At 68.1% G+C, this 23484-nt stretch carries 18 protein-coding genes; 7 read left to right on the top strand and 11 right to left on the bottom strand.

From position 1 onward, the window contains the following. The first annotated feature begins 174 nt into the window (after positions 1 to 174). The gene (locus OH802_RS27440) at positions 175 to 2319 is read left to right on the top strand and encodes a LuxR C-terminal-related transcriptional regulator (protein ID WP_406023537.1); all 2145 of its coding nucleotides are present in this window, start codon (positions 175 to 177) and stop codon (positions 2317 to 2319) included. Here the strand turns inward: OH802_RS27440 and OH802_RS27435 are convergent. The 5 genes from OH802_RS27435 to OH802_RS27415 form a co-directional block, all read right to left on the bottom strand. Continuing rightward, positions 2316 to 3512 carry a cation:proton antiporter gene (locus OH802_RS27435; RefSeq protein WP_406023536.1) on the bottom strand — a complete coding sequence of 399 codons (1197 nt, stop codon included), beginning with the start codon at positions 3510 to 3512 and terminating at the stop codon, positions 2316 to 2318. The genes OH802_RS27440 and OH802_RS27435 overlap by 4 nt on opposite strands. Positions 3513 to 3654: 142 nt before the next feature. Continuing rightward, a complete protein-coding gene (locus tag OH802_RS27430; protein ID WP_406023535.1) occupies positions 3655 to 4473 on the bottom strand; it encodes a substrate-binding periplasmic protein in 819 nt (272 codons plus the stop codon). A 158-nt stretch (positions 4474 to 4631) separates the two neighbouring features. After that, positions 4632 to 6785 carry an alpha-galactosidase gene (locus tag OH802_RS27425; RefSeq protein ID WP_406023534.1) on the bottom strand — a complete coding sequence of 718 codons (2154 nt, stop codon included), beginning with the start codon at positions 6783 to 6785 and terminating at the stop codon, positions 4632 to 4634. Further along, positions 6782 to 8842 (bottom strand): beta-galactosidase, encoded by a 2061-nt coding sequence (locus tag OH802_RS27420; RefSeq protein ID WP_406023533.1) that lies wholly within the window; start codon positions 8840 to 8842, stop codon positions 6782 to 6784. Before OH802_RS27420 ends, OH802_RS27425 begins: the two co-directional genes overlap by 4 nt. After that, positions 8839 to 9879: a LacI family DNA-binding transcriptional regulator gene (locus OH802_RS27415; protein ID WP_406023532.1), complete on the bottom strand. Its 1041-nt coding sequence runs from the start codon at positions 9877 to 9879 to the stop codon at positions 8839 to 8841. Before OH802_RS27415 ends, OH802_RS27420 begins: the two co-directional genes overlap by 4 nt. 110 nt (positions 9880 to 9989) lie before the next feature. Between OH802_RS27415 and OH802_RS27410 the strand changes: the two genes are divergently transcribed. The 5 genes from OH802_RS27410 to OH802_RS27390 all read left to right on the top strand — a co-directional run bounded on the left by OH802_RS27410 (position 9990) and on the right by OH802_RS27390 (position 15384). Beyond that, positions 9990 to 10925: a carbohydrate ABC transporter permease gene (locus OH802_RS27410; protein ID WP_406023531.1), complete on the top strand. Its 936-nt coding sequence runs from the start codon at positions 9990 to 9992 to the stop codon at positions 10923 to 10925. 8 nt (positions 10926 to 10933) lie between these two features. Next, entirely contained in the window at positions 10934 to 11794 is an 861-nt protein-coding gene (locus OH802_RS27405; protein ID WP_406023530.1) for a carbohydrate ABC transporter permease, read from the top strand. Positions 11795 to 11809: 15 nt separating this feature from the next. Then, positions 11810 to 13150, top strand: coding sequence for an ABC transporter substrate-binding protein (locus OH802_RS27400; RefSeq protein WP_406023529.1), 1341 nt, complete (start codon positions 11810 to 11812; stop codon positions 13148 to 13150). Between the two features lie 70 nt (positions 13151 to 13220). Further along, positions 13221 to 14975, top strand: a complete 1755-nt coding sequence (locus OH802_RS27395) for a glycoside hydrolase family 35 protein (protein ID WP_406023528.1) — start codon at positions 13221 to 13223, stop codon at positions 14973 to 14975. Positions 14976 to 15087: 112 nt separating this feature from the next. After that, a complete protein-coding gene (locus tag OH802_RS27390; RefSeq protein ID WP_406023527.1) occupies positions 15088 to 15384 on the top strand; it encodes a hypothetical protein in 297 nt (98 codons plus the stop codon). Positions 15385 to 15452: 68 nt separating this feature from the next. Here OH802_RS27390 and OH802_RS27385 read toward each other — a convergent pair whose 3' ends face one another. The 6 genes from OH802_RS27385 to OH802_RS27360 all read right to left on the bottom strand — a co-directional run bounded on the left by OH802_RS27385 (position 15453) and on the right by OH802_RS27360 (position 20889). Continuing rightward, positions 15453 to 15929: a Pycsar system effector family protein gene (locus OH802_RS27385; RefSeq protein ID WP_406023526.1), complete on the bottom strand. Its 477-nt coding sequence runs from the start codon at positions 15927 to 15929 to the stop codon at positions 15453 to 15455. Then, positions 15926 to 16300 (bottom strand): hypothetical protein, encoded by a 375-nt coding sequence (locus OH802_RS27380; protein WP_406023525.1) that lies wholly within the window; start codon positions 16298 to 16300, stop codon positions 15926 to 15928. Before OH802_RS27380 ends, OH802_RS27385 begins: the two co-directional genes overlap by 4 nt. Then, on the bottom strand, positions 16290 to 17270 hold the full coding sequence (locus OH802_RS27375; RefSeq protein ID WP_406023524.1) for a hypothetical protein: 981 nt from the start codon (positions 17268 to 17270) through the stop codon (positions 16290 to 16292). The genes OH802_RS27380 and OH802_RS27375 overlap by 11 nt, the downstream gene beginning before the upstream one ends. A gap of 10 nt (positions 17271 to 17280) precedes the next feature. Then, positions 17281 to 19416 (bottom strand): hypothetical protein, encoded by a 2136-nt coding sequence (locus OH802_RS27370; RefSeq protein WP_406023523.1) that lies wholly within the window; start codon positions 19414 to 19416, stop codon positions 17281 to 17283. Then, a complete protein-coding gene (locus OH802_RS27365; protein WP_406023522.1) occupies positions 19413 to 20162 on the bottom strand; it encodes a hypothetical protein in 750 nt (249 codons plus the stop codon). Before OH802_RS27365 ends, OH802_RS27370 begins: the two co-directional genes overlap by 4 nt. Positions 20163 to 20229: 67 nt before the next feature. Continuing rightward, positions 20230 to 20889 carry a Crp/Fnr family transcriptional regulator gene (locus OH802_RS27360; protein ID WP_406023521.1) on the bottom strand — a complete coding sequence of 220 codons (660 nt, stop codon included), beginning with the start codon at positions 20887 to 20889 and terminating at the stop codon, positions 20230 to 20232. A 482-nt stretch (positions 20890 to 21371) separates the two neighbouring features. On the opposite strand from OH802_RS27360, the gene OH802_RS27355 reads away from it, so the two are divergent. Then, positions 21372 to 23441, top strand: coding sequence for a thioredoxin domain-containing protein (locus tag OH802_RS27355; RefSeq protein WP_406023520.1), 2070 nt, complete (start codon positions 21372 to 21374; stop codon positions 23439 to 23441). The last annotated feature ends 43 nt before the right edge of the window (positions 23442 to 23484 follow it).

The raw sequence follows: 23484 nt of genomic DNA, 5'->3' as shown, positions 1-23484 counted from the left end.
GGGACTCCGACGCGTCCATCGACAAGTCATCCGTCAGGGATGAGACGTCGGGCTGCCCGGATCTCTAGCGTGCGAATGGTGGAAGACGCTGGCGAAGCCGCGCGAACGGCTGCCGGGCTCGACGAAGTTCTGCTGGACGTCAAGCTTTCGGTTCCCGAGCTGCCGCTCAGACTGGTGAGCAGGGCCCCTCTGATCGAGGCGGCCCGGAGCAGCGGCGCGCCGTCGGTCGGAATCACCGCGCCTGCCGGCTACGGCAAGTCCACACTTCTGGCGCAGTGGGCACAGGCCGAGGACCGCCCGGTCGGTTGGGTGTCGCTCGACCGCCTGGACGACGACTCCAGCGCCCTCCTCGTGCTGCTCGCCTCGGCGTACGCGCGGGCCGTGCCGGATCAGCAGGGAGTGGTCGCCGATGTGAGCGGTCTGGGCGTCTCGCCGCTGGGACGCGCCGCACCACGCCTGGCCGCCGCCCTCAGCCGAAGTCCGGAACCTTTCGTGCTGATGGTGGACGACCTGCATGAGCTGCACTCCTCGGCCTGCCACGATGTGCTGAGCGTGGTCATCTCCGGTGTCCCGGTCGGCTCCCAGCTGGTGTCGGCGAGCCGGGTCGAGCAGCCGCACCTGGCTCGGCTGCGCGCCTCCGGCGCGGTCCTCGACGTGCTGGGACCCGACCTGGCGCTGGACGTGACGGGTGCCGAGCAGATCTTCAGCGCGGCACAGGTGCCGCTCACGCGTGACCAGGCGATGGTGGTGACCGAACGGACGGAGGGTTGGGCGGCCGGCCTGCACCTGGCGGCGATGATCGCCAGGGACACGAGGCAGGACGTGTCGACCATCTCCGGCGACGACCGGTACGTGGCCGACTACCTCTACCGGGAGTCGCTGAGCCAGCAGGACGAGGCGACGCAACGGTTCCTGCGGCGTACCGCTGTGCTCGACCGACTCTGTGGCTCCCTCTGCGATGCGCTGTCGGGGGATACCCACGGTCAGGATCGGCTTCTCGCGCTCGAGGGATCCAACTCGTTCCTGCTCCCGCTCGACCGGCGGCGGGAGTGGTACCGCTATCACCCGCTGTATCGAGAGTTCCTGCTCGGAGAGCTGCGTCGGGTCGAACCCGAGGTCGTCGCGAAGCTGCACCTTCGGGCCGCCGACTGGTTCGAGGCCAACGAGTCCTCGGCGATGGCCCTCGAGCACCTGCTGAACACGCCCGAGCGGGATCGGTGCGTCCAGATCGCGACGCAGCTGGTGCTGCCGACCTACAGCGCCGGGCAGATGTCGACCGTGGGGCGGTGGCTGTCCGTGCTCGGTGACTCGGCCATCGAGGAACACCCTCCGTTGGCCGTACTGGCCGCCTGGATGGACGTCCTGGGTGGCGACCCCCTCGGGGCGCAGCGCTGGGCTGCCGTGGCAGAGGCTGCGGAGTACGACTGGGTGCCGATGGACGGCACCGCATCGTTCGAGTCGGCGCGCGCCATGTTGCGGGCCGCCATGTGCCCGGCGGGACCCGCGGCGATGATGCGTGATGCCGACCTCGCCATGGCCCAGGAACCGCCGTGGAGCCCCTGGCGCGACACCGCCCTGGCCGGTGCTGCCGAGGCGCATCTGCTCATGGGGGACGTCGAAAGGGCCGCCGCGCTGTTCGCCGAGAGCTCCACCGCCGGAGCCGAGCTCGGCAACACCGACACCATCGTCAACGCTCAGGCCGAGCTCGCGCTGTTGGCGATGGAACGCGGGAGATGGGACGAGGCGGCGGAGCGGGTCGCCGTCGCCCTCGCCGTCGTCGAGAAGCACCGGATGTACGACTACGCGATGAGCGTCCTCGCGTTCGCGGCCGCTGCCCGGCTCGGGTTGCACGACGGGAGTCTCGGTGAGGTGGACCGGCAGCTGACGCGGGCCATGCGTGCGCGTCCGTCCTGCACGTACGTGCTGCCGTACCTGGCCGTGCGTAGTCGTCTCCAGCTGGCCAGGGTGTTCTGGGCACGCGGCGACCAGACGTCCGCCCGGCACCTGCTGCGCGAGATCGACGACGTGCTGCAGCGCCGACCGGACCTCGGGGTGCTGGTCGACCAGGTCGCGAGGCTGCGCGCCAGGATCAACTCCTCAGAACGCACCACCGCTGGAAGGCCGCCCCTGAGCCCGGCCGAGCTGCGCCTGCTGCCCTACCTCCAGACCCACCTCACCATCGGCGAGATCGGCGAGCGACTGTTCGTCTCCCGCAACACCGTCAGCTCGCAGGTCGCCTCGATCTACCGGAAGCTGGGCGTCACATCGCGGAGTGATGCGGTCCGGCAGGTGATCTCGATCGGGCTGCTCGGCTCCTAGCCTTCCGCCGGCGGTCCTTTCGCGGCGAACCGGTTCGCCGCGGGTACGGCGCTGAAGCCGTGTGCCATCACGCTGAGCAGGACCGTGAGCGAGATGACCGCGACCACGTCCTCACCCGCGCCGTGGAGATCCTCCAGCGCGATCAACGCGAAGATGACCGAGGCCAGACCGCGCGGGCCGAACCAACCGACGAACACCACGCTGTAGCGGTCGAGCCCCGCACCGAGCAGTGCCAGGACGACCGGCAGCATGCGAACGACGGTCAGGCTGAGCACGGCATAGCCCAGCATCGCCCAGCTCCACGAGTCCTGGATGACCGGAATCGCGAGCGTGCCGAAGATCAGCCAGCTGATCATCGAGGCCATGTCGCTGGACTGGTCGACGAAGTAGACCTCCTTCTCGCCGCTTCGTCCGGCGACGTTCCCGAAGACCAGACCGCCCACGAAGGCGGCGACGAAACCATTCCCGTCCGTGAAAAGCGCCGCGGTGTACGCCAGCAGGGCGAGTGCGAGAACCGCCGGACCGCCGAGCTCCTCGGACAGCCAGCCGCGCTCGCGTGCGCGCCTGGTGACCAGGCCGCCCACGCTGCCGACGACGATGCCCGCGAGGAGGCCGACCAGCAGGGAGACGACCGCGCCGCCGGGGCTCTCGACACCGAGCACCCCCTCATCGACCGCGACACCGGCGATGGCCACCAGCACGATCGGGGTGGCGATGCCGTCGTTGAGCCCGCTCTCCACGTTCAGTACGCTCCGCACCTTCGCCGGCACGTGCGGGTTGGACATGACAGGTGCACCGAGAGCAGCATCCGTCGGCGCGAGCGCGGCGCCGACCAGGAGCGCTGCCCACGGGTCGAAGCCGAGCACGATCATCGCGGCTCCGGTGCCGATGGCGATCGTCAGCGGCAGACCGATACCGAGCAGCCGAACGTAGGTGCTCAGATCGCGTCGGAACTGCCCGAACTGGACCCGCGATGCATCCGCGAAGAGGACCCAGACGAGGGTGACCTCTGCGATGACCTTGACCAGCTCGGGTTCGGCCTCGAGCTCGAGAACGCCGAGTACGTCCGCGAACACCCAGCCGCCTGCCACGAACACGATCGGGGCGGTGAGTCCCAGCTGTTGTAGGCGACCTGCGAGGACGCACCACGCGACGATCGTCGCGAGGACCGCTACGAGCGCCGAGGTTTCCATGTGACGGACCTCCCGGCCTACCAGGATGTTCTTCGGGTATCACTCCCGTGTATCACGGACCCGGTGGCGATGTGCGCGATTCGGCCAGGAGTTGATGGAAGTCGGCGTGCATGAACGAGCCTTCGCCCGCAGCGGACAGGGTTCAGGCTCCCTTGTCGGGGAACACATCGGAAAGCGGGTCTGCCTCGAAGTAGGCGGTCTTGATCCTCAGCCACTCGCCGTCGAGGACCATGTTCTTCAGGACCTCGTCGATCTGTTCTTTGCGCTGGTCGCCGGAGCGGATCACGAATCCGATCGGGGCGTCCTTGACCGGGTAGACGATCGGCTCCTCCAGGGCTATGGGTGCGCCTTTGATGATCGACTGAGCGTAAGGAGCTCCGTGGAACAACGCGTCCGCTTCGCCTCGCTCGATCAGCTCGATGGCAGCGCCCACGTCAGGGGCCCTGACGATCTCGACGTCGTGGTACTTCTCTTCGAGGTAGGACCCTTGGACGGCGCCGTCGACGACCGCGATCCTCTTCCCGTTGACGTCACCGCGCGTCCGGATGGTCGACCCCTTCGGGGTGAGGAAGGCGACGTACGTCGAGAAGTACGGCGCGCTGAAGTCGAACTCCCGCTCGAGCTCTGAGGTGCTCGTGACCTGGGCCCCGATCATGTCGATCTTGCCCGCTCGCAGGGCCGGGAAGAGCTCGTTGAAGTCCATCGCCACGAACTCAGGCTCGACGCCCATGCCTTCGGCGACGCTGTGCGCCATCTCGTAGTCGAAGCCCTTGGTCGCGCCGCCGCTCTCGTAGTAGACGGGTTCGGTGCTGTCGACACCGATCCGAAGGGTGTTGCTGCTGCCGGCCGCGGCGCTCGCCTTTCCGCTCGCGGATGGTGCGGGGTCCGAGAAGTGCCCGCTGAAGGCGATCGCGCCCAGAAGGGCCACTGCGCCGGCGACGACCAACTTGATCTGGTTCATGTGGGGGTCCTGTTGCTGGCGATGGCTGGCATGCGAGCTCGAGCGGTAAGGCGTGAGTCAGACAACAGGACCCGTACGTCAGGTGGAACCTGGCCAGACCAACAAGGCGCGAACGAGCGACGAATCCTGGGTATCGCGGCCGGCACCGACGGTGACGGTCACGACGCCACCTCCGCGACCAGGTGCACGATGACCAGGTCGTCGGCCTCCAACAGGGGCGCGACCACGCCGACCTCGTCGAGCAGTCGGCCGCTCATCACCGCGCCGCCGTCGTACCACGCGGGTCGCGGGCGGTCCTTGGGCGACACCGCAAGCGGCACCGGCGTCACTCGGTACGCCGTCTCCGGGGTCAGGCCGGGGAACCGGATGCGGCCGGCCGGCTGGCCCAGGGTGTGATCGAGCGCCGAGAGACGGAACAGCGCCTCGCGCCCGTCAGGGGCGACCACCCCGTCCAGCTGCAGGCCTTCGTGCAAGGTGTCCGCCCGCACGACCCGGCCGGAGTGGAGCAGGCCACGGAACCGCTTGTGCAGCGCGATCCAGGCCCGGAGCTCCTCGCGCTCCTCGTCCGTCATGGCGGTGAGGTCCCACTCGATGCCGAGGTGTCCCCAAACGGCGGTGCCGGCCCGGAAGCGCAGGGTGTGTTGTCGGCCGGTGGTGTGGTCGGCGCCCGATCCCACGTGGGTGCCCATCAGCTCGGGCGGGAGGGTCAGCCCGGTCCACCGGACCAGACGGTGCCCTTCGTGCGCGTCGATGCAGTCGGAGACCCAGACCCGGTCGGTCCGCTCGAGCACTCCCAGGTCGAGGCGCCCGCCACCGCCGCAGCAGGACTCGATCTCGAGCGCGGGATGCTGGGCACGGAGTGCGTCCATCAGGCGATAGGCCGCGAGTGTCTGCAGGTGGACCGCGGGCCTGTGGTCTCGGCCGCGGCCGGCGCCGGTCAGCGCACGGTTGTGGTCCCACTTGATGTAGGCGATGTCGTAGCGGTCCACCAGCGCCGAGATCTGACCGAACACGTGGTCCCAGGCGTCCGGGTTGGAGAGGTCGAGGACGTGCTGGTTGCGCGAACTGATGCCGGGACCGGCATGGGTGCCGAGGGTCCACTCGGGATGCTCCCGGGCCACGTCGGAGTCGAGGCTGACCATCTCGGGCTCGAACCACAGCCCGAACTCCATGCCCAGGCCCTGCACGGTCTTCACCAGGGGAGTGAGCCCGTCCGGGAACACGCCCTCGTCCACGACCCAGTCACCCAGGGAGCTCGTGGCGTCGCGCCGCCCCTTGAACCAGCCGTCATCGAGGACGTACCGCTCGACGCCCAGCTCGGCGGCACGCTCGGCGAGCTCGACGAGCTTCTGCATGTCCATGTCGAAGTAGACCGCCTCCCAGGTGTTGAGGAGTACGGGTCGCGCGCGCCGTGGGTGCACGTCCCGCGCCCTCAGGTGCTCGTGGAAGCGGCCGGAGAAGGCATCGAGCCCCTCGCCCCAGGAGGCGTAGAGCCAGGGCGAGGCATAGGTCTCGTCGTGGCCCAGCACCATCTCGCCGGGCATGAGCAGCTCGCCTCCGCGCAGCAGCTTCCAACCGGTGAAGGAGTTCTCGGCGCAGAGCACCTGGTTGCCGCTCCAGCCGAGGTGAACACCCCAAACCCGACCGGCACGGAAGCCGAATCCGGACCGGCCGGCACACAGCACGGTGGCCGAGTCGTGGCCGGGACGACCGCCCCAGGCCTCGCGGACGTGCTGTCCCTGGGTGAACGCGTGGCGCTGCGGGGTGCGCTCGTGGGCGTGCCGCCCTGCCATGTCCAGGAGCTCGTCGGCCTCGCCCGGCACCGGCAGAGCCGGCTCGAGCAGCGTCACCTCGTACGGCGTCGCCGCCAGGTTCCGCACGCAGGCACGCAGGCGCAGCAGACCGTTCCCGAACAGCTCGATCTCGGTGGTCACCTCCACACCGGCCGGCCGGTCCAGCGCGACGCTGGTGAGCCGGGTGCAGTCGGTCGACTCGGTGACCGTGTGGTCCACCGAGTCGAAGGTGAGCGCCCAGGCCTGGCCGGCGCGGCTGCCCAGCAGACCCGGACGGCCTACCCAGCCACTGGTCTGCTGCGGCAGCACGGATGCCCACGAGTGCTGGTAGATCGCCCCGTCGAGGCTCGGCATCTCCAGCGAGCGGAGAAGGTCGGGCAGGTGCTCGACCGTGGTCTCGCCGAGGTCCGGTCCCCAGTGGAGGATGCACGGGAGCTCGGTGGAGTCCAGCCGGACCACCAGGCTGGTGTCGCCGCGCCGGAGGTGCGCGCCGCGGGCGCGGCGGGTCTCGCTGGTCATCGGGCGGTGCGGGTGAACACGGCCACCCCGGAGCCCGCCAGCTCGGCGACGCCGCGATCGGCACCCGAGGAGAACACCGGCTCGCCGAGGTCGCCCAGCTCGCCGAGGTCGACCACGTCGTCGGTCCGGTTGACCAGGAACCAGTACTCCCTCTCGCCGTCTGATCGGATGACGAGCTCCACCCGGCCGCGAAGTTCCGCGGGCAGCTCGCTGTCCACCCCGGCGGCCTCGAGCAGTCGGGCCAGCAGCGGCTCGAGACCATCCGCACCCAACCGGGTGGAGACGTAGGTGGCCGAGCCGTGCGCCAGAGCCCGTCGGGTCACTGCCGGGCGGCCCGCCTGCAGGCCGGTCTTGTACGACGCGAGGACCTGCGTGCCGGGAGTCGTCGCTGTGATCCGGTCGGTCCACCGCGTCCCGGTACTGCCGTCGTCGAGAACGACCTCGCACCCGTCCAGGAGCGGCCCGAACTCCTCGATGCGGATGCCGAGCAGGTCGCGCAGCGCACCCGGGTAACCACCCGGCCATACGTGGTTGTTCTCGTCCACGACGCCGGAGAAGTACGTCATGATCAGGTGGCCACCGCGGTCGACGAAAGCCCCCAGCAGGTCGGCCCTCGCGGCCGGCATCACGTGCAACACCGGCGCCACCACCACGTCGTACCCGTCGAGCGGCGCGCCGACGGGCAGGATGTCAGCCCGGACACCGAGCGCGAGGAACGCGACGTACCAGTCGAGCGCCTCCGCCCGATGGCTCACCGAGGAGCTCGGGTTGGCCTCCAGGTCGAGGGTCCACGACGAATCGATGTCGAAGAGGATCGCGGCCCGGGCCTGCTGTCGCCGCGACCCGACGACGGAGGCGAGCCGCTCGAGGTGCCCGCCCAGTCGGACCACCGTCCGATAGACCTCGCTGTCCTCGCCGGCATGGGGAACCATCGCCGAGTGGTACTTCTCAGCGCCGGCCAGGGACTGCCGCCACTGGAAGAAGCAGACGGCGTCCGCACCATGTGCCACGTGGGTGAGCGAGTCCCGCACGAGCGCGCCGTCCGCCTTGGGCGGGTTGATCGCGCGCCAGTTGACCGCGCTGGTCGAGTGCTCCATCAGGAACCACGGATCACCGCCGGCGATGCCGCCGGTCAGGTTGGCCGAGAACGACAGCTCGTCGCGGGCGCTGTCGTCGACGAGCGTGTAGTGGTCGTTGGAGACGAAGTCGACCTCGGCCGCCCAGTCGGCGTAGTCGATGCCGTTGAAGTGGTCCATCACCATGAAGTTCGTGGTCACCGGCACGTCGGGGGTCAGCCGGTCGAGGATCTCCCGCTCGGCGCGCAGGTAGTCCTTGAGGGCGTCGGAGGAGAATCTCTTGAAGTCGAGCTGGTGCGTCGGGTTGGGGATGGTGGGCATCAGCCGCGGCGGCAGCACTTCGCTCCAGTCGCTGTAGCGCTGCGACCAGAACGCGGTGCCCCAGGCGTGGTTGAGCCCGTCGAGGTCGCCGTACCTCTGCGACAGCCAGGTGCGGAACGCCGCCGCGGCGTCGTCGGAGTAGTCGTAGAGGTTGTGGCAGCCGAGCTCGTTGGAGACGTGCCAGGCGGCGAGGGCCGGGTGATCGGCGTACCGGCTCGCCATCGCCTCGACGACCGTTAGGGCGTGCTGTCGGAACACCGGTGACGTCGGCCGCCAGTGCTGCCGGGCGCCCGGCCACATGGTCTCGCCGGTGCGTGTGACGGGAAGGATCTCGGGGTGCCCGGCGGCCAACCAGGGCGGCGGCGAGGCGGTCGCGGTGGCGAGGTCGACGGCGATGCCGTGGGCGTGCAGGAGGTCCATCACCTCGTCGAGCCACCCGAAGTCCCAGGTGTCCTCGCCCGGCTGCAGGCGGGCCCAGGAGAAGATCCCGAGGGAGACGATGTTCACCCCGGCCTGACGCATCAGCCGGACGTCCTCGTCCCACACCTCCCTATCCCACTGGTCGGGGTTGTAGTCGGCCCCGAAGCCGAGCGGTCCGCGAGCGTTCTCGACCGCGAGCGACTCGGGCCATCGCACCCACCGGTGGAGTCGCCGGCTCATGCGGTCGTCCTGCGGGGCGGTGCGGTGCTGGCCCGGACCACCAGCCGGGGCCGCACCAGGGCCTCCTGGTGCTCGTGCTCGCCGGACTGGATCTCCCGGATCAGGGCATCGACTGCGCCCCGGCCGACCTCGTCGAACGACTGGTGGACGGTGGTCAGTGGCGGCCAGAAGTACGCCGCCTCCTCCATGTCGTCGAAGCCGACGACGCTGACGTCGGCGGGGACCCGGCGACCGCGCTCGTGCAGGGCTCTCAGGAGTCCCAGGGCCATCTGGTCGTTCGCGGTGAACACCGCGGTCACCTCCTCGTTGTCGGCCAGCCGGAGGCCGGCCTCGTAGCCGGCTCCGGTCGACCAGTCGCCCGGCAGCACCGGTGGCACCGTTCGGCCGTGGGCCTCGAGCGTCTCCTGCCACGACGTCCGGCGGCGCCGCGCGGAGTAGGACAGCTCGGGCCCGGCGACGTGCCAGACGGTCTCGTGACCGAGGTCGAGCAGGTGCTCGGTGGCCAACCGTGCTCCGAGGGCCTGGTCGTTGTCGACGATCGGGTAGTCGTACTCCGCGCTGGAGTCGACCACGACCACCGGCAGTCCATCCGGTACGGCGACGCCGTCGAGCCGGTGCGTCTCGACCAGGATGATGATGCCGTCCACCGCCTGCTCGCCGAGCTGGTCGAAGGCCGCTCGCACGGCGTCCTGGGTGGCGTCCAGCACCGGCAGCAGGTTGATGGCGTACCCGGTCTGGGTGGCGGCCGACGCGATCGCGTCGAGGGTGTGGGTGGTACCGACGCTGGAGAGCTCGAACGCGATCACGCCGATGCTCTGGAACCGTCCGCTGCGCAGCGCCCGGGCCGCCCGGTTGGGCCGGTAGCCGACCTCGCGCATCGCGGACAGCACCCGTTCGCGGGTGGCCGCGTCGACGTAGCGGGCGCCGTTCGCGACCCGCGAGACCGTCTGTCCCGAGACCCCGGCGATCCGGGCAACGTCGGCCTGTGAGGCCCCCCGCCGTGTAACTGGTGCCCCGGCCGTGCTGTCTGTCGCCATGGACCGAATAATCCTTCCGCCAACCTGTTGACGTCAACATGTGTCGTACGTCACTGTACCTGTTGACGTTAACAGGCCGCCATCGAATGGCGGTGAAGGGAGGTGGGACCGTGACTCAGCTGGAGAGAAGCCGGGAGACCCGCGGTGGTGGGCGACCGCCCGTGCCCGGTCGCCGGTGGTCGCGCAGCGACACGAAGGGGTGGATCTTCGTCGGCCCGTTCCTGGCGGTCTTCGCGCTGACCTTCCTGGCGCCGATCGCCTACGCCGCCTACCTCAGCCTCTTCCGTGCGCAGGCGTTCTTCGGCACCACAGAGTTCGTCGGTCTGGACAATTACGTCGACGTGTTCACCGACGACAAGTTCTGGGATGGCTCGTTGCGGGTCCTGCTGTTCCTCGTCGTACAGGTGCCGATCATGCTCGGCCTCGCCCTGGTGGCCGCGCTGGCCATCGACAGCGCCCGGCTCTACGGCACGAGCTTCTTCCGGCTCTTCATCTTCCTGCCCTACGCCGTTCCCGGCGTCGTGGCCGTCCTGATGTGGGGCTTCATGTACGGCACCAACTTCGGGCTGGCCGCCGACCTCAACGACCTGTTCGGAACCTCGATCGCGCCGCTCAGCCAGAACTGGATGCTCGCCTCGATCGCCAACATCGTGACCTGGGAGTTCGTGGGCTACAACATGCTGATCTTCTACTCCGCGTTGCGCACCGTGCCCGGCGAGATCTACGAGGCCGCCGCGCTCGACGGCGCCGGGCCGCTGCGGACCGTGCTCTCGATCAAGATCCCGGCCCTGCGCGGGGCCATCCTGATCGCCACGATCTTCTCCATCATCGGGACCTTCCAGCTCTTCAACGAGCCGAACATCCTGCGCACGCTGGAACCCAACATCATCACGACCTACTACACACCGAACCTCTACGCCTACAACCTGTCCTTCGGCGGGCAGCAGTACAACTACTCGGCGACGGTCGCGATTGTGATGGGCCTGCTGACCGCGGTGATCGCGTACGCCGTCCAGCTCCGCGGCTCACGAGAGGCAATGAAGTGACGCGCGGGGTGAGCACGTCGCCGCTGGCGCCGCGACGGTCGCCGCTGCTGACCGTGCTGATGGCGCTGTTCCTCGTCTATACGCTGGTGCCGCTGGCGTGGCTGATCCTGAGCGCCACCAAGACACAGGCGGATCTGTTCTCGAGCCCGGGGCTGTGGGTCGGCGACGAGTTCGCGTTCTTCAGCAACGTCCGCGACACGCTGACCTACCGCGACGGCATCTTCCTGCGCTGGCTGGCGAACACCCTTCTCTACGTCGTGGTGGGTGCTGGCGGCGCGACCCTGTTGGCCACCGCGGCCGGCTACGGCCTGGCCAAGTACCGCTTCCCCGGACGGCGGGCGGTCTTCGCCGTCATCATCGGCGCGGTGGCCGTGCCCGGCACCGCGCTGGCCGTGCCGACGTTCCTGATGTTCTCGAACATGGGGCTCACCAACACGGTATGGGCGATCATCATCCCCTCGCTGATCAGCCCGTTCGGCCTGTACCTGATGTGGGTCTACGCCGCGGACGCCGTACCGGATGAGCTGCTCGAGGCGGCGCGCATCGACGGCGCCGGCGAGATTCGGATCTTCTTCACGGTCGCTCTGCGCCTGCTCGCTCCCGGCATCGTCACGGTGCTGCTGTTCGCCGTCGTCTCGACGTGGAACAACTACTTCCTGCCACTGATCATGCTCAGCGAGCCGAAGCTCTATCCGCTCACCGTGGGCCTCACCCAGTGGAGCGCTCAGGCGACGGGCGCGAACGCGCAGCCCGTCTACAACCTGGTGGTCACCGGCTCCCTACTGACCATCGCCCCGCTCGTCATCGCCTTCCTCCTCCTCCAGCGGTTCTGGCAGTCCGGCTTGAGCGCGGGAAGCGTCAAACAGTGAAATGAAAGGAACGCCATGTTGATCATCAATGGGCGCAGAGCCCGCCGGATCGCCCTCGTCGCGGCAGCCCTCACCGCCGCCTCCGTGCTCGCCGGCTGCGGCTCGGGCGACGGGGGCGGCGGCGGAAGCGAAGGCACCGCCGCAGACCTCGACGCCGCCCTCGAGGAAGGGGGCACCATCACCTACTGGACGTGGACCCCGTCCGCCGAGGCCCAAGTGGCCGCGTTCGAGGACCAGTACCCGAACGTCGACGTGAAGCTGGTCAACGCCGGCACCGGCAACGACCACTACACGAAGCTGCAGAATGCGATCAAGGCCGGCTCCGGCGGCCCCGACGTGGCGCAGGTCGAGTACAAGGCGCTGCCGCAGTTCGCGCTGCCCGGCGACCTGATCGACCTGCGCCAGTACGGCTTCGACGAGTTCGAGTCGGACTACACGCCGTCGACCTGGGCCTCGGTGCAGGCCGGCGAGGGCCTCTACGGGCTGCCGCAGGACTCCGGTCCGATGGCGCTCTTCTACAACCAGCAGGTCTTCGACGAGCACAAGCTCGAGGTGCCGACCACCTGGGACGAGTACGTCGAGGCCGCCCGGACCATCAAGAAGGAGGACCCGTCGCAGTGCATCACCAACGACAGCGGTGATGCCGGGTTCACCACCAGCATGATCTGGCAGGCCGGTGGCACGCCGTTCCAGTCCGACGGTGAGAGCGTCACGATCGATCTGCAGGACGAGGGCACGCAGAAGTGGACGGGCGTGTGGAACCAGCTCATCGAGGACGAGCTGGTCTGCACCATCCCCGGCTGGACCGAGGAGTGGTACAAGGCGCTGGGTGACGGGACCATCGCGTCCATCGGCCTCGGTGCCTGGGCACCCGGCGTGTTCGAGCAGTCCGTGCCCGAGGGGGCGGGCAAGTGGCGGGCCGCACCGATGCCGACGTACGACGGGCAGCCGGCGACCGCCGAGAACGGCGGCAGCACCCAGTCGGTGCTGGAGCAGAGCGAGAACCCCGCGCTGGCGGCGGCGTTCGTGCGCTGGCTCAACCACGAGGAGGGCGTCGAGCCGTTCCTGGAGAGCGGTGGCTTCCCAGCCACGGTCGCGGATCTGCAGGACCCGGCGTTCGTCGACAAGAAGCTCGACTACTTCGGTGGCCAGCAGGTCAACCAGGTGCTCACCGACGCGGCCACCCAGGTGGTCGAGGGCTGGCAGTACCTGCCGTACCAGCTGTACGCCGACACGATCTACGGCGACACCGTCGGCAAGTCCTACCAGACCCACTCCGCCCTCGAGGACGGCCTGGGAGCCTGGCAGGAAGCGCTCGTGAAGTACGGCAACGAGCAGGGCTTCAGCGTCAACTGACCCACGACTGACGGGACCGACAGCCGCCGCATCTCGCGGAGCGGCGGCTGTCCTCTCGCGAGAGGTAGGCATGCCCGAGTTCACGATCGGCGAGACCGACTTCCTCCTCGACGGTGAGCCGTTCCGGATCCTCTCCGGTGCGCTGCACTACTTCCGGGTCCACCCCGACCACTGGGCGGACCGGATCGAGAAGGCCAGGCTGATGGGCCTCAACACCATCGAGACCTACGTGCCGTGGAACGCCCACAACCCCCGCCCGGGCGTCTTCGACACGGACGGCATCCTCGACCTGCCGCGGTTCCTGCGCCTGGTGGGAGAGGCGGGCATGTACGCGATCGTGCGTCCGGGGCCGTTCATCTGTGCGGAGTGGGACAACGGCGGGCTGCCGCCCTGGCTGTTCCGGGAGCCGGGCGTCGGGATCCGCCGCCACGAGCCGCGCTTCCTCGACGAGGTCGAGAAGTACCTCCACCAGGTCCTGGCGCTCGTGCACCCGCACCAGGTCGACCTGGGCGGACCCGTGCTGCTGGTCCAGGTGGAGAACGAGTACGGCGCGTACGGTGACGACCGGAGCTATCTGCAGGCACTCGTGGAGATGATCCGTGGAGCCGGCATCGGCGTGCCGCTGGTCACTGTGGACCAGCCGGTCGATGCCATGCTCGCCGCCGGCGGAATCGACGGGGTGCTGCGTACCAGCTCCTTCGGCTCGGACAGCGTGAACCGCTTGCGCACCCTCCGCGACCACCAGCCGACCGGGCCGCTGATGTGCATGGAGTTCTGGGACGGCTGGTTCGACCATTGGGGAGGCCGGCACCACACCACCCCCGTCGAGCAGGCAGCCGAGGAGCTCGATGCCCTCCTCGCCGCAGGAGCCTCGGTCAACGTGTACATGTTTCACGGCGGCACGAACTTCGGCCTGACCAGCGGGGCCAACGACAAGGGGATCTACCGGCCGACAGTGACCTCGTACGACTACGATGCTCCCCTGGACGAGGCCGGGAACCCGACCGCGAAGTACTTCGCGTTCCGCGACGTCATCGCCCGCTACGCCCCGGTGCCGACCGAGATCCCCGGCGCAGCCGGTCTCACCCCCGAGCAGACGGTGGCTTTGGGCGAGCCGGTCCGGCTGCTCGACGACCCGGCGCCCTGGGGCTCCTGGAGCAACTGGGAGTCGCCGCCGGTGCTGGACGAGCTGGAGACAGAAACTCGTCTGGCCGTCTATCGGACCGAGCTGCCGGGCGACCGCCCGGGCGTCCTCACCCTCGGCGAGGTCCGTGACCGGGCCGCCGTCTTCCTCGACGGCGCTCCGGTCGGCATCCTCGAGCGGGAGCACAGCGAGCGGGCGATCGCGCTGCCGCGCGGGCGCGGGGGACTGGAGCTGGTCGTCGAGGACCAGGGCCGAGTCAACTACGGCGCCCGGATCGGTGAGCACAAGGGCTTGGTCGGGCCGGCTCTGCTCGACGGGGTGCCACTCACGGGCTGGGAGGTCCTGGCCATCGACCTCGACCGGGTGCCGCGGCTGTGGGAGACCGGCCCACCAGAGGGCCGTGACTCCGGGGTCGGGCCCACCGCGTGGCGCGCACTCTTCTCGGCCGAGCCCCACGTCGACCTCTTCCTCGACACCACCGTCTGGGGCAAGGGCATCGCCTGGGTCAATGGCTTCTGCCTGGGGCGCTACTGGCGGCGCGGGCCGCAGCGCACCCTTTTCGTGCCAGGCCCGGTGCTGCGTCCCGAAGGCAACGAGATGGTCGTACTGGAGCTGGAGGTGCTCGCCGATCCGACGGCCCGGTTCGTCGCCGGGCCGTCCCTGGGCCCGCTCGAAGACTGAGGCGCAGCCAAAGGCACCGCGACTAAGACCATTTCCAGTCTTGGCTTGCTCGTCCTCGTTGACTCCTACGCCGACCTGCCAGCTACTCGATTGGTCGGGGTTGGAGAGGTCAATGCTCCGCCAAGCACTCGCCAGTGCACTCAAGGGAGCCATCGCTGGAAAGAAGTCGGGCGGCGGCGCCTCGTGTTCTCTGAGATCCCTCGCGGGTGATACCCGGGTGGTGATGTCGGATGGGTCACTGAAGCGGATCGATCAGGTCCATGTCGGTAACCAAGGGACTGCCCGGTCGCGGTTGGGAGGACTTCGCCAGGGCGACGATCAGGCTGATGAAGTAGGCGAACCCGAGGTCGGGGTCGTTGAGGTGTTCGAAGTAGGAAGACAGGTCGATGTCCTGCCCGAGGCGAACTGAGGTTCGTGTTCGGCCCGGCGTACATCTGGTCGGACCTGCGATTGCCGATGTTGCCTCGTTCTGTCTGGTTACGAAACCAGAATCGAGGATGCGGCGATGGAGATGCCCGATGCGAAGAGCGCCAGGGAGGTACGGATCCAGCGATACTTGACGACGATGATGTGGCTCAGCTCGGCGGCTGTGTCGACGAGGCGGGATCGTTCGACTGGGCCGGTGCTGTCCAATGCTTCATCGAGGTGACCGGATCTGGCGGCGCGATCGATGTCGGCGAACGACGTCAACGCGGCCCCCGCTGTCCACACGCTGCGGCGATAACGTGGAGTCAGGACCTTGAGCAAGCATCCCAGTGCCAGAAACCATAGAAGGAACCCGAGCCGTGCGAGGGCTGCAGACAGGCCGCTGCCGTCGACGGTGGTGAGACCGATGGGTGCGGCGAGGCCCAGGCTCATCGCGGCGATGAGCATGGAGGCCTTGGTGTCCGCACGTACTACCTCAGCGCGTAGATCGGCCACTAGCGCGGTCGCCGAGTCGAGTTCATCCGTCATGTAAGCAACACCAGACATAGGGCACTGACGATGGCTCCGATCAGGGCCTGGGTGCGTCCCACCTCCATCGAGGCGGTATCGATGGCATCCGAGACCACTAGGCCACACGAGTGGAACGCACAGGCGAGGCTGGAGACGATCTCGCCATAGGCGAAGACGAGGGGCGGCGGATGCCCGTTGGCTCGGCGGAGGACGGTCGTGCATGCGTACTCTGGGATGAGCAGGAGAGCCCCGACTGCATCTACGATCAGTCCGACGGCGGCTGGTAGGCGTTGGGCGAGCGGGCTCAGCAACCAGCGGTAGGCGAGATAGAAGCCCGTCGCCGCTATGACCGACGCGGCAGCCAGTTCAGCGATCGTGTCAGTCTTCATCGTCTGAGCTCGGCTCTCGCGGGGGCAGCTGCTGCTTGGACATCGGCCGCTGCATAGGGGTGCCTTCTGCTGCGTTCCCGGGACTGCCGGGCAGCGACTCGAGAGCCATTCGTACCTGCTCTTCGAGCATGTGGCCTTCAAGAACGCCGGCATCGAGGACCTTCTGGAGCGCTTGCAGCCTGGTGGCCCTGACGTCCCGCTCATCGCTACGCCGTCCGTCCAGGACCTGCGCAACGTTGTCGGGGTTGCGATCGAGCAGCAGCGCCCACATGTCGTCAGCATCGTGGAAGAGCTTTCTGAAGAACTCGATGTTGTGCTGGGTGAGCTCGTGCTCCTGTTGGACGGCAGCCGCGGCGGTGACGTGCTGCACCTCGTCTTGCACCTTCTGATACTTGTGCTGGCGAATGGTGGTGAAGTGTTCCAGCGCCTGAGCGTCCAGCCTGAGACGAACGATGCAGCTGACTTGCAGGCCGAGCCTCGTGCCGAGGCGGGTCTCTTCGAGTGCGCTGTTCGCCGCTGCCTCGGCTGTCGCGCTCTGCTCGATGTCGAACTGTCGGGTGACACTGATCAATACTTTGCGGAGCACAGGTTCGATCGTTGCTCTGACGTCGCGGACTCCGTGCCGTACGACGGTCTCCGGGTTCTCCACATGCCAGCTGACGTCGACCTCGGCATGGAAGAAGAAGGCGTCGCCCGCGCTTGGCAGGTCGTAGCCGAAGGACTGGTGGTGGTGTCCGAGGTCGACCTCGTAGAGCTTGACGTAGCTGCGCCAGGCGAGTTCGCCCCGTGTGGGCTGGTGATTGGCTGCGTACGTGGTGAGGCTGCCGTCGGCGCCGATGAGGATGAGCGCGGCGTCGGCGGAGACGTCGAGCGGGGCTCGGACGAACTCGAACCTGCGAAGCTGGCGTGCGCTTCGAATCGGATCGTTCACGATCGTCGCGGGCTCTCCGCGAGTGGGTGCTTCGGACATCAGGGATACCTCACTTATCGACAAGGTGGGTTCGGATGCGGTCGGCGACCGGGCGCGCAGCCTCTGGTGCTTCGCGGGGCAAGTGGCGCAACAGGTAGTCGAGTCGGGCGCGTTCGTTCGCGCTTCCGGCGAGCTCGCTGAACAGGCGGCACAGATCCGGCTCGAGCGACTTGTCCTCGGCCGCGAGGATGACCCAGCCTGCGAGGCCAAGTCGGGCGTCGTCGCGAACAGTTGGGTTGTTCAGCACGGCACGCCACAGAATGATGAGGGCGGTCCAAGCCTGCTGGTCGGCGTTGCCGTGGCTCAGCAGGGCTGGGCGGCCCTCCTCCCGTTTTCCGGCTGCCCTGACGAATGCTCGATACGCCAGCTCTCGGCGGGGTCCAGGATTCTGCAACCAGCCCACCATGGTGTCGAGGGCCTGAAGGGCGGTGGGGCCTGTGAGCAGACGAGCCGTGACCCGCTCCAGTTCGTTGCGCAGCCGAGGATCCCTCGCCGGCTTCTCCGCGATCGCGGAGATCAGCGGGATGGTGGATTTGCCGAGCATATCGGCGAGCGCATCGGCGGTGTGGAGGACGGTCCAGCGTCTGCCTTCACCTCCCTCGGCCCAACGCTGCAATACGCGACGGACCTCATCATCGGCGCCCTGCTGCAGCGCGGCGAACAGTGTCCAGGCAGCCAGTTGCCGCTGACCGAGCGGTCTCGATCCTGCCCACGGCTCAAGCAACGGCCGCATGATCGAGGAGAAGTCGGCGGCGGCCAGGCGGCCCGCGGCGAGTGCCGCTCGCACCCTCGACACGTCCGCGCCGCTCTCCCCGAGCTCCCGGAGCCAACGACGGATCGGCTCTCTCGCGGCGGGATGCTCAAGCCACACATGGCGGAGCACGATCGACGACATCGACGGGTTGAGAAAGGCGGCCAGCCTCGTCGAGTCGCGATCTTGATCGGTCTCGAACGAGTCGTACTCTAAGGCTCTCGCCCAGGTGAGTCTGGCGCTGCGGCTGGTGTCGAAGATCGACACGCCGGCCTCTGTCTCGGGGTCTTCGCGCTCCTGGAAAGCACGATAGAGGGCATCACCAGCCTCGGCGATGGTCGAGTAGGGCAGCTGGTTGAACACCGCGAGTGCGATCAAGAAAGCCTTCTCCCGCATGGAGCCGTCGGTGTCCGAGAAAACGCGCTGTGCATAGTCCTCGACGGCGCTGGTGCTGTAGGTCGCGAGGTCCTGCAAACTTCGCTGGCCATCGACGTAGAGGAGGAGCGTCCGTGCGTACCCTGCTATCTCCTCTGGGGATGGCTGGGTCTTCAGGTACGAGCGGGTCTCGTCGAGGTCCAGCGCGGGCTGGCGGACGGACGGGTGGGGACAGTCCGCCTCTAGGTGTGCATTCAGGATGCTTTCCGGTGCTGGCGGGTGCCATTCGTGCATTTCCGCCAGCGTCCCGTCCACGGCGACGTGAGGATCGATCGTGATGATCGCAAAGCCGTCGCTCGCCCGGAGACGCTCTTGGATCGCGTGCAGATGGTATTGACGGAGCGGGGCATCGGTGGTCGTCGAGAAGTCGGCGATCAGGTGACGTGCGCCAGGGCGCAACTGGTCGACCAGCTCACCTGGGGGGATCGCCGGATCGAGAACCAGTAATGGCTGGGGATCTTGCTTAACGTCGGCGAGGACGCCGAGCGAGGCCGTTCGACGTCCTGACGCCCGCGGACCACGAAGCACCAGGACCCGGTTGGTACGCAGTCGATGGACGAGCTCGTCGTGGTCGGGGGCTTTGGCGAATCGTTCGAGGACGGAGGCCAGCTGCGCGGCAGGCATCTGGCCGCTTGTGACCCGTTGCGGGAGATTGCTGGCTGAGTGGATGGTGACGAACTTGTTACCGCCGACCAGGTCACCAGTGACATCGGCCCTGCCGAGGACATTCGCGCTGTGTGCGAGCAGGCGCTGAGCCTCTCGCCGAAACCGTTCGACAGACTGCTCAGTGTCGGCCTGCTCGTCCACGTCGGCCGCTTCGTCGTCGTTGACGTGCTGGTCCTTGCTGCTCTGATCGCCTTGCTTGGCATCGACGTCGAGCTCTGCCGCTTCAGGTCCTGCGCCTTCGGACTCTGCGGCCTCGGATTCTGCCGCTTCAGGCTCTGCGGCACCGGAGGTCATCGCTCATTCACCGTCTTGTTGCCAGCGACAATGTCGCCGCCGTGGATCGTCACCCCTGCGCTGAAGAAGTTGCCGGACGTTGGGGTCGGCGTCGGGGTGTGGGCGGGCGCCGGGGCTTGAGCCGGGGCGGGCGGCTGAGGCTGAGACGACGGAGAATCGGTCCTCGGTGCCATGCCTGCCAGTGTCGGCGAATAGATCCACGCAGCGACTTGCGGATCCTTGTCGTCGGCGTCGATCGGGTAGAAGCGGTCGGCACGTACTCCGCTGTGGTCGTGCCGGATCACGTCGCGATGGATGGCATCGGTGACCGCGAACACGAGCGGCTCGTCCGAAGCCTCGAGCTGTGCGTACAGCTTCTTGGAGTTGAGCAGGCGGAAGACCTCGATCGCCGGTGTACCGACGACACCCTTGTCAGTGATCTCGACGTCGCCGGCGTGGACAGCGGCCCGTATCCGGATCTTCGTTGAGTCGCTGGCCAGACGGTTGTAGTCGTAGAGAGCGGTCGGAAGCTCGGTGAGAACCGAGCGAATGAGCTTCGCCTTCGACACGTCGGCGTCGAGGACGGCGAAGAGGCCGTCGCCGCGATCCTCCACTCGTGCAGCCGTCTGCTCGACCTCCGCCTTTGCCAGCACTTGGCGGAAGAAGTCGTACATCACACGCTGGGCCTCGGCTTGCTCGAGGTGCTTTCGCGGCCCGAACTTCTCGATGTCGAACACCAGCAGAGTCTTGTGGACTGGATCGCTCATGGCCTACCTCCATAGGTGGATGAGACCTCAGCATCCCGTCGTTCACAGGACTCCGAAAGGACGGTTGTCACCGGCCGGATGTGATGGATTTACCTTCGCTGATTCGGCGCAACGTCTCTGGCCGGAGCACGACATACCGCCGGTCGCTGGTCGTCACCAGGCCCTTGTTGCGAAACTCCTTGAGGAGCCTGGTGACGCCTTCGCGAGAGGACCCGACAGAACCGGCGAGTTCGTGCTGAGTCAGCGACATACGGATGACCAAACCCGCTTCGTGGCGTTCGCCGTGGACTTCCGCGAGTTCCAGCAATAGGCGTGCGAGCCGTTGGCTGACGGTCTTCGTGGCTTGCTCCAGCCGTTGTCGGTCCGAGGTTCGCCAGCGATCGTTGGTGAGGGCAAGGAGCTGCCGCCAGGCGTTCCGGTGCCGGTCGAGGAAGCGTGAGAACTCCTCGCCAGGCACGTTGCGAGCCTGCACCGGTTCGAGCGTCGTCACGGTCACCGCGCGGTTCGTTCCGTCGAGTCCGGCACTCTCGCCGATCACGTCCCCGGGTCCGCGCATCGCGAGCAGGCCCTCGTGTCCGGTAGGGGTGGTTCCGGTGACCTTCAGCCAGCCACTGCGGATCAACAGCACGTGCGTGGACGGCTCGCCTTGTCGCATCACGACTGCCTTGCTGGGATAGTCCATCTCTACCCCGAGCTGCAGGGCATCGTCCCGAGATGGTTCGTCCAAGCGGAGTAGGTACGGCATCTGGTCGTCCAGACGGAACGAGTCCCGCCGCGGTGGTTGTCTGCTCATGGGCGGCCCTGCTCCAAGTAGCTCCTGGCGGTCGCCCGTCACTTTAGGTGGACTGGTAGTTGTCTGACTCGGTTACAGCGGTTTCCGCCCGAACTCGAACCGATCCCGTAGGAAGTGGCCGTAGCGTACGAGTCCGCGGAGCGCAGAGGATATGGGCCGCGTGCTACTAGCAAGGGTTGGACGATGCTAAGGAACGTGACTGCTCTGCCTCGGTCAGGCATCATCCAGTGCTGTTGACACCGTGACCTGGGGTCAAGATCTGTGGCGCGACCCGCGAAGCGCTGGGACGGCCCAACTCGCTCCTCACTGGTTGCTGCCATGAGGTCCGTTCGGCGCCGTGGGCTGAATTCCTGTCCCCAATTCGTGTCCTGGGACAGGCATGTGTCACTTGCTCACATGCGTGCAAGGCTGGGGGAGTGGCCAACCGACTCGCGTCCGCGACCTCGCCGTACCTGCTCCAGCACGCTCAGAACCCCGTGGATTGGTGGGAATGGGGAAACGCCGCGTTCGAGGAGGCCAGGCGCCGAGGAATACCTGTCCTCCTGTCCGTTGGCTACGCGGCCTGTCACTGGTGCCACGTGATGGCTCACGAGTCGTTCGAGGACGAGACGACGGCGGCGTACATGAACGAGCACTTCGTCAACATCAAGGTCGACCGGGAGGAGCGGCCGGATGTGGACGCGGTCTACATGACTGCGACGACGGCGATGACCGGGTCGGGTGGGTGGCCGATGACGGTGGTGCTCGACCACGACGGGAACCCGTTCTTCGCCGGCACCTACTTCCCGGACATGCCGCGCCATGGGCAGCCGGCGTTCACGCAGGTGCTGCAGGCGCTCTCGGAGGCGTGGACGCAGCGGCGCTCGGAGATCGGGGCGGTGGCGGAGAACGTACGTCAGCATCTGGCCGCCGTGTCTGGGGCGGCCGGGTCCGCGGGCGACTGGCAGGTGGACGTCGATGCCGCGGTCGAGACGCTGGCGGGGGAGTTCGATCCGATGGCGGGCGGGTTCGGGGGTGCTCCGAAGTTCCCGCCGTCGATGGTGCTGGAGTTCCTGCGGCGAGCGGCCGGGGCTCTTGGTGCTGACTCGCGGGTCTCGCACATGCTCTCGCGGACCGTCGCGGGGATGGCCGGCGGCGGGATCTACGACCAGGTCGGGGGCGGGTTCGCCCGTTATGCCGTCGACCGCGGCTGGGTCGTTCCGCACTTCGAGAAGATGCTCTACGACAACGCGCAGCTGATCGGCCTCTACGCCCGCCTCGGCACCGAGCTCGGCGACCGGGTCGCCCGGGAGAGCGCCGACTGGATGATCCGCGAGCTCGGCACCGCCGAGGGCGGGTTCGCCTCCGCGCTCGACGCCGACAGCGAGGGGGTCGAGGGGAAGTTCTACGTCTGGACCCCGGGCGAGCTCGTCGACGTCCTCGGCGCCGACGACGGGGCCTGGGCCGCGGAGGTCTTCGAGGTGACCGAGGCCGGCACCTTCGAGGAAGGTGCCTCGACGCTCCAACTACGGCACCGGCCCGACGACACCGAGCGGCTCGAGTCGGTCAAGGCGCGTCTCCTCGCGGCGCGTGCGGAGCGGGTACGCCCGGCGCGCGACGACAAGGTCGTCGCGGCCTGGAACGGGCTGGCGATCAGCGGTCTGGTCGACGCCGGGCTGATGTTGGGGGAGCGGCGGTATCTCGACGTGGCAATCGGCGCTGCGGAGTTGCTCTGGCGGGTGCATGTTCCTTCGTCAAGGTATGCAGACGAAGGAACAGATCCCGTGCGGAACTCCGCAGGGGATGTGAGCGCTGGCCTGCATACCTTGCCGAAGGAACCCACGGCCCGCCTTCTCCGCGTCAGCCGCGACGGCGTGGCCGGCGCGCACGCGGGGGTGCTGGAGGACTACGGCTGCGTCGCGTCGGGATTCCTCGCGCTGACCCAGGCGACCGGCGACAGCACCTGGCTCGACCGGGCGACGGCGCTGCTCGACACCGCGCTGACCCACTTCCGCGCGGAGGACGGCGGCTTCTACGACACCGCCGACGACGCGGAGGCGCTGGTCACCCGGCCCCGGGACCCCTCGGACAACGCCAGCCCCAGCGGCACCAGCGCGATGGCCCATGCGCTCGTCACCGCCCACGCGCTGACCGGGGAGGGCCGCTACCGCACCGCCGCCGAGGAGACGCTCGCGGCCACGAGCAACCTGATGACCAAGGCGCCCCGGTTCGCCGGCTGGTCGCTGGCGGCCGCGGCGACGATGGCCGACGGTCCGCTCGAGATCGCGGTCGTCGGACCGCCGGGACCCGACCGCGACGCTCTCGAGGCCGCGGCCCGGCGCAAGCCGGGTGCGGTGGTGGTCGTCGCCGACGCGGCGCGCGACGACATCCCGCTGCTGAGCAGCCGCACTCCCGTGGACGGGAAGGCGGCGGCGTACGTCTGTCGGGGGTTCGTCTGCGAGCGTCCCGTCACCTCCGTGGGGGACCTGGCGAAGTCCCATACCTGATCCCGGGCAACTATGTGGTGATCCCCTATGTCGATGCGCGCGT

This window comes from Nocardioides sp. NBC_00850, from assembly GCF_045207335.1.
Classification (GTDB): Bacteria; Actinomycetota; Actinomycetes; order Propionibacteriales; family Nocardioidaceae; genus Nocardioides.
This window is presented reverse-complemented; position numbering and strand designations above follow the sequence as displayed.